At 66.9% G+C, this 13,215-nt stretch carries 15 protein-coding genes and 4 tRNA genes; 9 read left to right on the top strand and 10 right to left on the bottom strand.

From position 1 onward, the window contains the following. Positions 1–10: 10 nt before the first annotated feature. Genes AC1VVG_RS05900 through AC1VVG_RS05890 form a run of 3 tightly spaced genes read left to right on the top strand, consistent with a single transcriptional unit; the run spans position 11 to position 1,981 of the window. Positions 11–646: an SCO family protein gene (locus AC1VVG_RS05900; protein ID WP_124670451.1), complete on the top strand. Its 636-nt coding sequence runs from the start codon at positions 11–13 to the stop codon at positions 644–646. Between the two features lie 8 nt (positions 647–654). Beyond that, positions 655–1,101: a copper chaperone PCu(A)C gene (locus AC1VVG_RS05895; protein WP_034186528.1), complete on the top strand. Its 447-nt coding sequence runs from the start codon at positions 655–657 to the stop codon at positions 1,099–1,101. Positions 1,102–1,111: 10 nt separating this feature from the next. Continuing rightward, positions 1,112–1,981 (top strand): cytochrome c oxidase assembly protein, encoded by an 870-nt coding sequence (locus tag AC1VVG_RS05890; protein ID WP_069705373.1) that lies wholly within the window; start codon positions 1,112–1,114, stop codon positions 1,979–1,981. 10 nt (positions 1,982–1,991) lie between these two features. On the opposite strand, the gene AC1VVG_RS05885 is transcribed toward AC1VVG_RS05890, so the two are convergent. Further along, positions 1,992–2,477 (bottom strand): GNAT family N-acetyltransferase, encoded by a 486-nt coding sequence (locus AC1VVG_RS05885; RefSeq protein WP_482835345.1) that lies wholly within the window; start codon positions 2,475–2,477, stop codon positions 1,992–1,994. Between the two features lie 144 nt (positions 2,478–2,621). Continuing rightward, positions 2,622–3,494 (bottom strand): pirin family protein, encoded by an 873-nt coding sequence (locus AC1VVG_RS05880; protein ID WP_049029664.1) that lies wholly within the window; start codon positions 3,492–3,494, stop codon positions 2,622–2,624. A 111-nt stretch (positions 3,495–3,605) separates the two neighbouring features. Here AC1VVG_RS05880 and AC1VVG_RS05875 point away from each other — a divergent pair, with 111 nt between their 5' ends. Together AC1VVG_RS05875 and AC1VVG_RS05870 are read left to right on the top strand one after the other, a co-directional pair. Beyond that, entirely contained in the window at positions 3,606–4,523 is a 918-nt protein-coding gene (locus tag AC1VVG_RS05875) for a LysR family transcriptional regulator (protein ID WP_124609129.1), read from the top strand. Positions 4,524–4,602: 79 nt separating this feature from the next. Then, positions 4,603–5,106, top strand: a complete 504-nt coding sequence (locus AC1VVG_RS05870; RefSeq protein ID WP_034186523.1) for a GAF domain-containing protein — start codon at positions 4,603–4,605, stop codon at positions 5,104–5,106. A gap of 96 nt (positions 5,107–5,202) precedes the next feature. On the opposite strand, the gene map is transcribed toward AC1VVG_RS05870, so the two are convergent. Both map and AC1VVG_RS05860 read right to left on the bottom strand, forming a co-directional pair. Then, positions 5,203–6,009, bottom strand: coding sequence for a type I methionyl aminopeptidase (gene map, locus AC1VVG_RS05865; protein WP_482835344.1), 807 nt, complete (start codon positions 6,007–6,009; stop codon positions 5,203–5,205). Then, positions 6,009–6,245 (bottom strand): ParD-like family protein, encoded by a 237-nt coding sequence (locus tag AC1VVG_RS05860; protein ID WP_034186521.1) that lies wholly within the window; start codon positions 6,243–6,245, stop codon positions 6,009–6,011. Before AC1VVG_RS05860 ends, map begins: the two co-directional genes overlap by 1 nt. 148 nt (positions 6,246–6,393) lie before the next feature. Here AC1VVG_RS05860 and AC1VVG_RS05855 point away from each other — a divergent pair, with 148 nt between their 5' ends. Together AC1VVG_RS05855 and AC1VVG_RS05850 are read left to right on the top strand one after the other, a co-directional pair. After that, positions 6,394–7,017: a helix-turn-helix domain-containing protein gene (locus AC1VVG_RS05855; RefSeq protein ID WP_482835343.1), complete on the top strand. Its 624-nt coding sequence runs from the start codon at positions 6,394–6,396 to the stop codon at positions 7,015–7,017. A gap of 47 nt (positions 7,018–7,064) precedes the next feature. Continuing rightward, positions 7,065–7,613 (top strand): GNAT family N-acetyltransferase, encoded by a 549-nt coding sequence (locus tag AC1VVG_RS05850; RefSeq protein WP_226251700.1) that lies wholly within the window; start codon positions 7,065–7,067, stop codon positions 7,611–7,613. Between the two features lie 97 nt (positions 7,614–7,710). On the opposite strand, the gene AC1VVG_RS05845 is transcribed toward AC1VVG_RS05850, so the two are convergent. The 6 genes from AC1VVG_RS05845 to uvrC form a co-directional block, all read right to left on the bottom strand. Continuing rightward, positions 7,711–7,784 (bottom strand) — tRNA-Cys (locus AC1VVG_RS05845). 99 nt (positions 7,785–7,883) lie between these two features. Beyond that, positions 7,884–7,959, bottom strand: a tRNA-Gly gene (locus AC1VVG_RS05840). Between the two features lie 51 nt (positions 7,960–8,010). Then, positions 8,011–8,086, bottom strand: a tRNA-Gly gene (locus AC1VVG_RS05835). Between the two features lie 53 nt (positions 8,087–8,139). Beyond that, positions 8,140–8,215 (bottom strand) — tRNA-Gly (locus AC1VVG_RS05830). Positions 8,216–8,364: 149 nt separating this feature from the next. Then, positions 8,365–8,952: a CDP-diacylglycerol--glycerol-3-phosphate 3-phosphatidyltransferase gene (gene pgsA, locus AC1VVG_RS05825; RefSeq protein WP_034186518.1), complete on the bottom strand. Its 588-nt coding sequence runs from the start codon at positions 8,950–8,952 to the stop codon at positions 8,365–8,367. A 91-nt stretch (positions 8,953–9,043) separates the two neighbouring features. Further along, positions 9,044–11,089: an excinuclease ABC subunit UvrC gene (gene uvrC, locus AC1VVG_RS05820; protein ID WP_175027827.1), complete on the bottom strand. Its 2,046-nt coding sequence runs from the start codon at positions 11,087–11,089 to the stop codon at positions 9,044–9,046. Positions 11,090–11,165: 76 nt separating this feature from the next. On the opposite strand from uvrC, the gene earP reads away from it, so the two are divergent. After that, positions 11,166–12,359 carry an elongation factor P maturation arginine rhamnosyltransferase EarP gene (gene earP / locus AC1VVG_RS05815; RefSeq protein ID WP_034186516.1) on the top strand — a complete coding sequence of 398 codons (1,194 nt, stop codon included), beginning with the start codon at positions 11,166–11,168 and terminating at the stop codon, positions 12,357–12,359. Positions 12,360–12,485: 126 nt separating this feature from the next. Further along, positions 12,486–13,043: an elongation factor P gene (gene efp / locus AC1VVG_RS05810; RefSeq protein WP_034186515.1), complete on the top strand. Its 558-nt coding sequence runs from the start codon at positions 12,486–12,488 to the stop codon at positions 13,041–13,043. Positions 13,044–13,215 lie beyond the last annotated feature (172 nt).

The following is a 13,215-nucleotide window of genomic DNA, read 5'->3' as shown; positions in this document are numbered from 1 at the left end:
GAGCCCCAGGATGTCGTCTGCCCGTCCCGCGCCGCCGTGGCGCCTCCCCCGCCTCATCCGCACGGCCGCGGCCCTCGCCGCCGCCGTGACGCTCGCCGCGTGCACGCACGACGAGCCGCGCTGGAACCTGACCAACGTCACCGGCCACCTGCCCGACCTGTCGTTCACGCTGACGGGCGGTGACGGCCGTCCCGTTGACGCCGATGCGTTCCACGGCCGCGTCGCGCTCGTCTACTTCGGTTACACGCACTGCCCCGATGTCTGCCCCGAAACGATGGCGCGGCTGATGGAAGTGCTCGGCAAGCTCGGCCCGCGGGCCAACGACGTGCGCATCCTGTTCGTATCGGTCGATCCCGCGCGCGACACGCCGCAGATGATGCAGTCGTACGTCGCCGCGTTCGACGCCGCGCACGCGCGCGGCCTGACCGGCACCGACGGCCAGATCGAATCGCTCGCGAAACGCTATCGCGTCGCGTACCAGATGGAAAAACGCGATCCGTCCGGCGGCTACGAAGTCACGCACAGCTCGGCCGTCTACATCTTCGACGCAACCGGCCGCGCGCGCCTGCTCGCGACCGATCGCGATTCGCCCGATGCCATCGCCGCCGATGTGCGCCGGATCATCGACACCGCCTCCACGACCTGAATTCCGCCATGAACACGAAGACGACCCTCAAGACGTTCGCCCTCCTCGCCGCGCTGTGCACCGGCGCCCAGGCCTATGCCGCCGGCGCGATCACCGCGCAGGGCGCGTGGGTGCGCTGGCTGCCGAACAAGCTGCCCGCGGGCGGCTACGTGACGCTCGTGAACACGAGCGACAAGCCGGTCGATCTCGTCGACGTCGACAGCCCCGACTACGGGATGGCCATGCTGCACCAGACCGTGTCGAACGGCTCGACGCAGAAGATGGAAATGGTCGACAAGCTGACGATCCCCGCGCGCGGCAAGGTCGACATCGCACCGGGCGGCTATCACTTCATGCTCGAGGAACCGAAGCACGCGATCAAGCCGGGCGACACCGTGCACCTGCGCCTGAAATTCTCCGACGGCGAAACGGTCGACGCACCGTTTGCCGTGAAGTCGCCGGCCCAGGCGAAGTGATCCGCGCGCAATGAACCTCCTGTACTGGCTCGACCCGTGGGAGCCGTCGCCGACGGTCGTCATCGCGGTGCTGACGGCGGCCGTGCTGTTCGCGCGCGGCGTGAAGAAGGCGAAGGTGTCGCCGCTGCGGCAGTTCTCGTTCTGGTTCGGGCTGACGGCGCTCTACATCGCGCTGCATACGCGGCTCGACTATTTCTTCGAGCACGAGTTCTTCATGCATCGCGCGCAGCATCTCGTGCTGCACCACCTCGGGCCGTTCTTCATCGCGCTGTCGTATCCGGGCGCGGCGATCCGCGCGGGCATCCCGTTCCGCTGGCGACAGCGCTTCGTGCGCCCCGCGCTCGCGTGGGCGCCCGTCCGGGCCACGCTCGACGTGGTGTTCCATCCGGTCGTCGCGGTCGTGCTGTTCGTCGGGCTGATCTATTTCTGGCTGCTCTCGCCGATCCACTTCATCGCGATGCTCGACTGGCGGCTCTATCGCGTGATGAACTGGAGCATGGTGATCGACGGGCTGCTGTTCTGGTGGCTCGTCGTCGATCCGCGACCCGCGCCGCCCGCGCGGCTGTCGCCGGGGCGCCGGATCCTGATCGTCGTCGCGGCGATCCCGCCGCAGATCGCGCTCGGCGCGCTGATCTTCTTCACACCGCACGAGTTGTATCCGATCTACTCGATCTGCGGCCGTGCCTTCACGTGGCTGAGCCCGCTGCGCGATCAGCAGATCGGCGGGCTGCTGCTGTGGATTCCCGGCTCGATGATGAGCGTGATCGGTGCGCTGATCGCGCTGCGGCACTGGCTGCGGCTCTCCGCGCGCGGCCGCCTGATCGGCGAACGCGCGGCGCGGCACGCGGACAAGCCGCCGGTGCCCCGCGCCGCGCACTGACCGCCGCGCGTCATGCGCGCGCGCTGCTCATCCACACGTGCGGGATGCCGTCCTCGTCATGCACGTCCGAACTCGGCGTGAAGCCGAACGCCCCGTAGAAACGCTGCAAGTGAGCCTGCGCGTGCAGGCTCACCGGCGTATCCGGCCATTGCGCGCGGATGTGCTCGAGCGCGCGCGACAGCAGCCCGTTGCCGAGGCCCGCACCACGAAACGAGGCGGTCGTCAGCACGCGGCCGATACGCACGTCGGTATGCTGCGCATCGGGCAGCAGCACGCGCAGATAGCCGGCCAGGCGGCCGGCCGGATCGAACGCGGCGAGGTGCCATGCGGCCTGGTCCGCATCGTCGATATCGCGATACACGCAGTTCTGCTCGACGACGAACACGGCGCTGCGCGCCTCGAGGATCGAATAGACTTCGCGCGCCGTCAGCGCGTCGAAGGATTTCCAGCGCCAGTCGAGATCGGCAGCGCTCGGAGATGCGGCGGATGCGTTCATGTACGGTCCTGATTCGGGCGCGCCGGCCGGCGCGCGACAACCGTCGATTATGCCTCGAAGCGCCTGTCGCGCACGACCGCCTGCCCGCGCGCGAAAAAAAGGCCCCGCATTGCGCGGGGCCTGTCCGTCATGCCGTCACGACTGTCATGCCGGCATCTGGCCGAAGCGGCCGCCGTTGAAGTCCTCGATCGCGGTACGGATCTCCGCTTGCGAGTTCATCACGAACGGACCGTAGCCGACGACCGGCTCGTCGATCGGCTCGCCGCTCAGGATCAGCAGCTTCGCGTCGCCGTTCGCTTCGATCTCGACGTCGCTGCCGTCACGGCCGAGTTGCACGAACTGCGCTTCGCGCGCGACCGTCTCGCCGTTCACCTGCACGGTGCCGCTCAGCACGACCACCGCAAGCGTGCGCCCTTCGGCGATCGGGAACCGCGCGTGGCCGCCGGCCACGAGCCGCACGTCCCACACGTCGATCGGCGTGTGCGTGCGGGCCGGGCCGCGCCGCCCGTCGAGTTCGCCGGCGATGATCCGCGCACGCCCGGCGCCGTCCGGCAGCTCGACCACGGGAATGTCCGCGTTCAGCAGCGTCTGATAGCCGGGCGCGCCCATCTTGTCGGCGGCGGGCAGGTTCACCCACAGCTGCACCATCTCGAGCGGGCCGCCCCGCTTCGTGAACGCCTCCGAGTGGAATTCCTCGTGCAGGATCCCGCTCGCGGCCGTCATCCACTGCACGTCGCCCGGGCCGATCGTGCCGCCCGCGCCGGTCGAATCGCGGTGCGCGACTTCGCCGTCATAGACGATCGTCACCGTTTCGAACCCGCGGTGCGGATGCTGGCCGACCCCGCGCGGCGCCGAAACCGAGCCCGGCTCGAACGTCGCGGGGCCGGCGTAGTCGAGCAGCAGGAACGGGCTCAGGTGCGCGCCGTGGGACTGGTAGCTGAACATCGAACGCACCGGGAAACCGTCGCCGACCCAATGTCCGCGCGGCGCACTGTACACACCCTGGATCTTCTTCATGGCCCTTCTCCAAATTGCGGCGAAACACGTGTTTCGCATCCATGGGTAGCAATATAGTGGTGGAACGATCGATCCGGTAGACTGCCGAAATCGCACTCAGCGTTCTATTTCATGAACGATAAAGCACGGGATCTGAACGATCTCTACTACTTCGTGCAGGTCGTCGAACACGGCGGCTTCGCGCCGGCCGGGCGTGCGCTGGACATGCCGAAATCGAAACTGAGCCGCCGCGTCGCGCTGCTCGAGGCACGGCTCGGGATGCGGCTGATCCAGCGTTCGACGCGCCGCTTCACGGTCACCGACGTCGGCCAGACGTACTACGCGCATTGCCGCGCGATGCTCGTCGAGGCCGACGCGGCCGACGAGGCGATCGCGCTGCTGCACGAGGAGCCGCGCGGCATCGTGCGGGTCAGTTGCCCGGTCGTGCTGCTCGATTCGCTGGTCGGGACGATGATTGCCGCGTTCATGGCCGCGTGTCCACGCGTCGACATTCATCTGGAAGCAACCAACCGTCGCGTCGACGTGGTCGGCGAAGGAATCGACGTCGCGATCCGCGTGCGCCCTCCGCCGCTCGAAGACAGCGATCTCGCGCTGCGCGTGCTGGCCGAGCGCGGCCAGTGCCTCGTCGCGAGCCCCGCGCTGCTGCGCGAGCGCGGCGCGCCGGCCGTTCCCGCCGATCTCGCCCGCCTGCCGAGCCTCGACCACGGCGTGCCGCAGTCCACCCACGTGTGGCGGCTGCGCGGGCCCGACGGCGCGCACGCGGAAATCCATCACCAGCCGCGCCTCGTGACGGGCGGCATGCTCGCGCTGCGCGCGGCGGCCGTCGCGGGGGTCGGGGTCGTGCAGTTGCCGACGATGATGGTCCGCGACGAAGTCGCGCGCGGCGAACTGGTCACCGTGCTGCCGGACTGGGCGCCGCGCCGCGAGATCGTGCACGCGGTGTTCGCGTCGCGCCGCGGGCTGCTGCCCGCGGTGCGCGCGCTGCTCGACTTCCTGGCCGAGCGGTTTGCCGAACTCGAACCCGACTGAGCGCTGCAGACCGCACGCGCGTGCCGTAGACTGCGGTACGCGCCACGCGTCTTTTCACAACCCCTATCGCTTTCCCGCCATGTTCACGCTGTCCAACGACCCCAACGCCTCCAAGGCCGATCAATACGCGACGCTCGTCGAGCAGGCACGCGCGCTCGTCGAGTCCGAACGCGACCTGACGGCCAACGCGGCGAATTTCTCCGCGCTCGTCTATCACGCGCTCGATCGTCTCAACTGGGCCGGCTTCTACTTCTTCGACGGGACCGAACTCGTCGTCGGCCCGTTCCAGGGCAAGCCCGCGTGCGTGCGCATCGCGCTCGGCAAGGGCGTGTGCGGCACCGCCGCGCAGACGCGCGAGACGCAGGTCGTGCGCGACGTGCATGAGTTTCCCGGCCATATCGCGTGTGACGCGGCCTCGGAATCGGAAATCGTCGTCCCGCTGGTGGCCGGCGACGGCACGCTGATCGGCGTGTGGGACGTCGACAGCCCGGTCGCCGCGCGCTTCGACGACGAAGATCGCAAGGGCATGGAAGCGCTGTGCCGCGTGTTCGTCGAACACGCGTGGCAGAAGGCGCGCGGCTGAGCCGCGCCGGCCGGTCGCCGCAAACGGAACGGGCCCCGCGAAAGGGCCCGTCTCATTGCAGTGCCGCGCCTCGTCATACGCGGCGCACGGCCGCTGTCAGGCCGCGTGCGTGCCCGACAGCGCCGCGAACGCCTGCGGCTTCGCGTCCTCGGTCAGCACCTCGAAGCCCGTTTCCGTCACCACGACCATGTGCTCCCATTGCGCGGACAACGAATGGTCCTTCGTGACGACCGTCCAGCCGTCGGCCAGCACGCGCGTGTCGCGCTTGCCCGCGTTGAGCATCGGCTCGATCGTGAAGATCATCCCCGGCCGCAGCGGCACGCCGGTGCCGGGGCGGCCGTAATGCAGCACCTGCGGCTCGTCGTGATAGACATCGCCGATGCCGTGCCCGCAATACTCGCGCACGACGCTGAACCCTTCGCGATGCGCGACCTGCTGGATCGCGTAACCGACGTCGCCGAGCGTCGCGCCCGGACGCACCGCGCGGATGCCCGCGTGCATCGCCTCGTAGGTGGCCGCGACGAGGCGCCGCGCCAGCTCGTTCGGCTCGCCGACGAAATACATGCGGCTCGTATCGCCGAACCAGCCGTCCTTGATCACCGCGATGTCGAGGTTCACGATGTCGCCGTCGCGCATCGGCCGCGAGGTCGGAATGCCGTGACAGACCACATGGTTGACCGACGTGCACAGCGTCTTCGGATAACCGTGATAACCGATGTTCGCGGGAATCGCGCCGAGTTCGTCGACGATGTATTCGCGGCAGCGTGCGTCGAGCTCGTCGGTGGTCACGCCCGGCTTCACGTGCTCGGTGATCATCGTCAGCACCTGCGACGCGAGCTTCGCGGCTTCGCGCGACTTCGCGATTTCCGCGCCCCCGCGGATCGGGATTTCTCGCCTCGCCATTACGCCACCTGCTCGATCTGCGACGCGACCGGTTCCGCCGGCCCCACGTCGCCGCCCCGCGCCTCGGCCTCGATCAACATCTTGCAGATGTCGCCGTAGGACAGCGCCGGGTTGAGTTCCGCCAGCATTCCGACGCGCAGCCAGTGTTCGGCCTGCGCGTTGATCGAACGGCTCAGCGCCGTGCTCGTCGAGCGCAGCCGTTCATGCATGTGCTCGGAAATCTTGATGATGCCCATATATCCCCAATTAAACGAAACGTAGCCATTTCGTATATTACGCTGCGCACGCGCGCCGGGCAAGCTGCCCGAATCCCGCTCACCTCTCTGTCGGCTGCGGCAAATGCCGTTGACATCAAATTCCAGTTTGCTGGAAAATCAATCCATCATGAAAGAATTCACGATCACCGCGACCGACGACAGCGGCATCAACGAGCGCATCGCACGGCGCGTGCGCGAACTGCGCACCGTTCGAGGCTACACGCTCGATGCGCTGGCCGCGCGTTCCGGCGTCAGCCGTTCGATGATCTCGCTCATCGAACGCGCGTCGGCCAGCCCGACGGCCGTCGTGCTCGACAAGCTCGCGGCCGGTCTCGGCGTCTCGCTGGCCGGGTTGTTCGGCGGCGACCGGGACGACGCGCCCGCGCAGCCGCTGGCCCGGCGCGCGCAGCAGGCCGAGTGGCGCGATCCGGCGTCCGGCTACGTGCGGCGCAATCTCTCTCCGGCCGGCTGGCCGTCGCCGATCCAGCTCGTCGAGGTCGATTTCCCGCCCGGCGCGCGCGTCGCGTACGACAGCGGCGGACGCGAGCGCGTGCTGCATCAGCAGGTGTGGGTCATCAGCGGCAGCGTCGACGTCACGCTCGGCGATGCGCTGCACGCGCTTCACGAAGGCGACTGCCTGGCCCTGCGCCTCGACCAGCCGCTGATCTTCAGCAATCCGTCGCCGCATCCCGCGCGCTATGTCGTCGTGATCTGCGATGCGTCCGGCGCGGCCGGCGCGCGGAACGCGTAACGCATGCGTGGGGTGTACGCCCCCGTTCAACCCCACCAGGAACCCGTATGAATTCCCCGAAACAGCACGACGACGTGCGCCTGATCGATTGCAGCGAGGCCGAGCACGCAGCGGCCATCCTCGAGATCCTGAACGACGCGATCGCGAATTCGACCGCGCTGTACGACTACCGACCGCGCCCGCCGGAAGCGATGGTCACGTGGTTCGCGACGAAACGCGCGGGCGGGTTTCCGGTCGTCGGCGCCGTCGACGCATCGGGCACGCTGCTCGGCTTCGCGAGCTGGGGCACGTTCCGTGCGTTCCCTGCGTTCAAGTACACGGTGGAACACAGCGTCTACGTGCGCAGCGACCAGCGCGGCCGCGGGCTCGGCGAACTGCTGCTGCGCGAAGTCGTCCGTCGTGCGCGCGACGCGCAGGTGCACGTGCTGGTCGGCTGCATCGACGCGACCAATGCCGGAAGCATCGCACTGCATACGAAACTGGGATTCGTGCACTCGGGCACGATCAAGGAGGCGGGATTCAAGTTCGGCCGCTGGCTCGACGCGGCGTTCTATCAGTTGAAGCTCGATACGCCCGCGCAGCCGGTGGATGGCTGATTGCGCGGAGGCCGTCGCATGCATCCCGTACGGCGGCCGGCAAACGATGCAGAAAAAAGAAAAGCCCCGCCGAAGCGGGGCTTTTTCTCGTTCTACCTGGAGGCGCGAGCCGGAGTCGAACCGGCCTAAACGGCTTTGCAGGCCGCTGCATAACCGCTTTGCTATCGCGCCAAAAGCGGACTGTCCGGATGCCGTGAGGCAAGCGACAGATTTCTATTCGAGGACCGGAAGTCCATCAAATAAAAAGGGAAGCTTGGCTTCCCCATTACTTGGAGCGGGAGACGAGTCTCGAACTCGCGACCTCAACCTTGGCAAGGTTGCGCTCTACCAACTGAGCTACTCCCGCATTGTCCTGCACCTGCAGCGCTTCGCCGACCAACACGCTGCCAGAAAAATCTGGAGCGGGAGACGAGTCTCGAACTCGCGACCTCAACCTTGGCAAGGTTGCGCTCTACCAACTGAGCTACTCCCGCATGGGTCCTGCATCTGCAGCGCTTCGCCAACCAACGCGCTGCCAGAAAAAATCTGGAGCGGGAGACGAGTCTCGAACTCGCGACCTCAACCTTGGCAAGGTTGCGCTCTACCAACTGAGCTACTCCCGCGTATTGCTACGCTACTGCTGCTTCCCCGTCACACGCTTACTTCGTCGTGCAGCGGAGAAGCGAGATTATGTCGAAGGCACATTCGTGTGTCAAGGGCTTTTCCAGCCCTTTTTACAAAAACCGCCTCGACCGAACGCGAGACGCACGTTTCACGCACCGCCGCGCTCACGGATCTGCGGCCACGCGAGCTTCATGTAGTAAAGCATCGACCAGATCGTCAGCACCGCCGCGAGATACATCAGCCACTCACCCCACACGCGCGTGTCGATCGTCACGACGCCGAGCGGCAGCGGCCCGTAGAACAGCAGCATCGGGATCGCGACCATCTGGCATGCGGTCTTGAACTTGCCGAGCTGGTTCACCGCGACGCTCTTCGATGCGCCGATCTGCGCCATCCACTCGCGCAGCGCCGAGATCGCGATCTCGCGGCCGACGATCACCAGCGCGATCGCCGCATCGACCCGCGAAATCTGCACGAGGATCAGCAGCGCGGCCGTCACCATCAGCTTGTCCGCCACCGGATCGAGAAAGGCGCCGAACGACGAGGTCTGGTTCCACTTGCGTGCGAGATAACCGTCGAACCAGTCGGTCAGCGCCGCGAGGATGAAGATCGCCGCCGCCGCGAGATTGCGGTGCGCGCCGCCCATCACCGTGTCCGGCAGGTAGAACACGCCGACGACGAGCGGGATCAGCACGATCCGTACCCACGTCAGGAAAATCGGGAAATTGAACGGCATGGCATGCGGGACAGTAAAGGATTCGCAATTGTGCCGTGTCGACCGGCCTGCCACAAGAACGCTGGCGAGGCAGCCCGGCCGCACGGGCGCGTCAGTGAAGCTGCTTGTAGATCTGTTCGGCGAGCGCGTGCGAGATGCCCTCGACGCTCGCGAGTTCCTCGACGCTCGCGGCCACCACGCCGCGCAATCCACCGAACCGCGCGAGCAGCCGCTGCCGGCGTTTCGCGCCAACGCCCTCGAGTTCCTCGAGCCGCGACGTCTGGCGCGCCTTCGCCCGCTTCGCCCGCATGCCGGTGATCGCGAAGCGGTGCGCCTCGTCGCGGATCTGCGCGATGAGCATCAGCGCGGCACTCTCCTTGCCGAGTTCGAGCGGCGTGCGGCCGTCCGCGAACACGAGCGTCTCGAGGCCGACCTTGCGCCCCTCGCCCTTCGCGACGCCGACCAGCATGGACGTGTCGAGCCCCAGCTCGGTGAACACCTGGCGCGCGATTTCGACCTGACCCTTGCCGCCGTCGATCAGCACGATGTTCGGCAGCAGGCTCGACGCCTCGGCCTGGCGCGTCGATTCGCCGTCGATGCCGGCCGCTTCATCCACCGCGGCCGCCTGCGCGGCCTGCTCGACCATCTTCTCGTAGCGGCGCGTGAGCACCTGCCGCATCGCCGCGTAATCGTCGCCCGGCGTAATGCCCGTGATGTTGTAGCGGCGGTACTCGCCCGACTGCATCTTGTGATGATGGTAGACGACGCACGACGCCTGCGTGGCCTCGCCCATCGTGTGGCTGATGTCGAAGCATTCGATCCGCAGCGTCGCGAGATCGTCGATGTCGTAACCGAGCGTTTCCGCCAGCGAGCGCGTACGCGCCTGCTGCGAGCCCTGCTCGGACAGCAGCCGCATCAGCGCGATCTGCGCATTCTGTTCGGCCATCGACAGCCACGCGCGCCGCTGCCCCTGCGGCTGCCGCACCAGCGACACCTTGTGGCCGGCCTGTTCGGACAGCAGCTCGAGCAGGTCGCGGCTCGCGGGCGCATGGCTGACGACAAGCACCGGCGGCACGCGGTTGCCGAGGTAGTGCTGCGCGATGAACGCGTCGAGCACCTCCGCCTCGACCGATGCCGCCGCCGCGCCGCCGCGCACGCTGCCGGCTTCTTCCGCGGGCTGGTCGGGCACCGCGGCGGCAGTCGCGCCGGTTGTGTCGGCCGCTTCCGACGACTCGGCCTCGTCGCCAAGACCACCTTCGGCGAGCGTCAGCGCGCTTTCGACGTGCGTCGGGAAATACGCCTTGTCGCCGAGATGCCGGCCGCCGCGCACCATCGCGAGATTCACGCACACACGCCCGCCTTGCGCGACGACGGCGAGGATGTCGACGTCGCTGTCGCCGCCGACCTCGATCGCCTGCTGGTGCAGCACCGTCGCGAGCGAGCTCATCTGGTTGCGCACGGCCGCCGCCTGCTCGAATTTCAGCTCGGCCGCGAACGCATGCATCTTCTGCTCGAGTTCCTTCATCACTTCGGACTGCCGGCCGAGCAGGAACCGCGCGGCGTTCGACACGTCGACCGCGTAATCCTCGCTGGAGATCGCGCCGACGCACGGCGCCGTGCAGCGCCCGATCTGGTGCAGCAGGCACGGCCGCGTGCGGTTGTTGAACACCGAATCCTCGCAGGTCCGCAACTGGAACACGCGCTGCAGGATCTGGATGCTCTCGCGCACGGCCCACGCGCTCGGGAACGGCCCGAAATACTGGTTCTGCTTGTCGACCGACCCACGGTAGTAGGCCATCCGCGGAAAACGATGCGCGGTGAGCTTCAGGTACGGATACGACTTGTCGTCGCGAAACAGGATGTTGTAGCGCGGCGCGAGTGCCTTGATCAGGTTGTTCTCGAGCAGCAGCGCCTCGGCTTCCGAGCGCGTGACGGTCGTCTCGATGCGCGCGATGCGCGTGACCATCATCGCGATGCGCGGCGACAGCTGGGTCTTCGTGAAATAGCTCGATACGCGCTTCTTCAGGTCGCGCGCCTTGCCGACGTAAAGCACGGCGCCCGCCGTGTCGTAATAACGATAGACGCCGGGCATGTGCGGCAACTGCGCAAGGATCTTCTTCGGTTCGAACGGGGTATCGGAGGCTTCTGGGGCTGTCATGCGTGATCCGGGCGCCTTGTAACGCGGAACGGGTCTATTAGAATCGCCAGTTTAGAGCATTCACCGGCCCGCTTCGATGCCACGCACCACCGCTGCCCCACACCCCGCCGCAACGCTCGCGCCGGGCGAACCGATCGCCTGCGACCTCTTCTGCACGGTGATCGACAATTTCGGCGACATCGGCGTGTGCTGGCGCGTCGCGCACCAGCTCGCGCATGAGCACGGCTGGCAGGTCCGGCTGTTCGTCGACGACCTGCGCACCTTCGCGCGCCTGCTGCCGAGCGTCGATCCCGACGCCGGACGGCAGACGATCGACGCGATCGCGATCGAGCACTGGCATGCGGAAGTCGGCGACGCGCTGGAGATCGCCGATGTCGTGATCGAGGCGTTCGCGTGCGAGCTGCCCGGCGCGTATCTCGCGGCGATGGCACGCCGCGAGCGCCGCCCCGTGTGGATCAACCTCGAATACCTGAGCGCCGAGGACTGGGTCGCCGATTTCCATTTGCGGCCGTCGCCGCATCCGCGCTACCCGCTGCTGAAGACGTTCTTCTTCCCCGGCCTGTCGGCCGGCACCGGCGGCGTGCCGAAGGAGCATGACCTCGACGCGCGCCGGACGGCCTTCGATGCCGACGCCGCGGCCCGCGCCGCGTGGTGGCGGCGCGCGACCGGCGGCGCGCCGCCGGCGCCCGGCACGACGGTCGTCAGTCTGTTTGCGTACGAAAATCCGGCCGTCGACGCGCTGCTCGCCCAATGGCGCGACGGCCCGTCGCCGGTCGTCGCGCTCGTGCCGGCCGGCCGCCTGTCGCCGGCCGTCGCGCGCTTTTTCGGGGTCGAGTCGTTCGCGGCGGGCGCTCATGCACGCGCCGGCAACCTGGTCGCCCACGGGCTCGCATTCGTCCCGCAGGCCGACTACGATCCGCTGCTGTGGGCGGCCGACCTCAATTTCGTGCGCGGCGAGGATTCGTTCGTCCGCGCGCAATGGGCGCGCAAGCCGTTCGTGTGGCACATCTACCCGCAGGCCGACGACGTGCACCTGCCGAAGCTCGACGCCGCGCTCGCGCACCTGTCGGCGGGCCTCGCCGATGCGCCGCGCGCCGCGCTCGAGCGGTTCTGGCATGCATGGAACGGCGCCGGCACGCCCGACTGGGCCGATTTCTGGCAACACCGTGCCGCACTGGACGCCAATGCGGCCCGCTGGGCCGACGCGCTCGCGGCGGTCGGCGATCTCGCCGGAAAGCTGGCGGAATACGCAAAATCTCAGTTAAAATAAGCGGTTATCCGACGGCTGACCAGGCAAGCGCTCGCTTTTGGCGTCCACCGGAACGCACCGCTTGCGCCGTCAGCCGTTGCGCAACGCTCAGGCACCTATTTATTTGATTGGATCAGGACAGTTTTTATGAAGACCGCACAGGAACTCCGCGTAGGCAACGTCGTGCAGATCGGCAGCGACGCATGGGTCATCTCCAAGACGGAATACAACAAGTCGGGCCGTAACGCCGCCGTCGTCAAGATGAAGATGAAGAACCTGCTGACGAACGCAGGCCAGGAATCGGTCTACAAGGCCGACGACAAGTTCGACGTCGTCGTGCTCGACCGCAAGGAAGTGACGTACTCGTACTTCGCCGACCCGATGTACGTGTTCATGGACGCCGACTACAACCAGTTCGAAGTCGAAGCCGAAATGATGGGCGAAGCGCTGAACTACCTCGAAGACGGCATGGCGTGCGAAGTCGTGTTCTACAACGAGAAGGCGATCTCGGTCGAACTGCCGACGATCCTCGTTCGCGAGATCACCTACACGGAGCCGGCAGTCAAGGGCGACACGTCGTCGGGCAAGGTGCTGAAGAACGCCAAGCTCGCAACGGGCTTCGAACTGCAAGTGCCGCTGTTCTGCAATACCGGCGACAAGATCGAAATCGATACGCGTACGAACGAATACCGCAGCCGCGCGTAATCGTCAGCGATACCCGCATCGAACAAAGCGCCCTTCGGGGCGCTTTTTGTTTGTCTGGCGCCAACAGCGGGCACCTGACAAGGGCATAAGGAACACAAAATCCACCGGTAAAGATATTCAATTTGTATCATCGGTAACTGTTTTATAGCGCCGGAGAAATAATGCGCGTGAC

It is taken from the genome of Burkholderia sp. L-4, from assembly GCF_056856535.1.
This window is presented reverse-complemented; position numbering and strand designations above follow the sequence as displayed.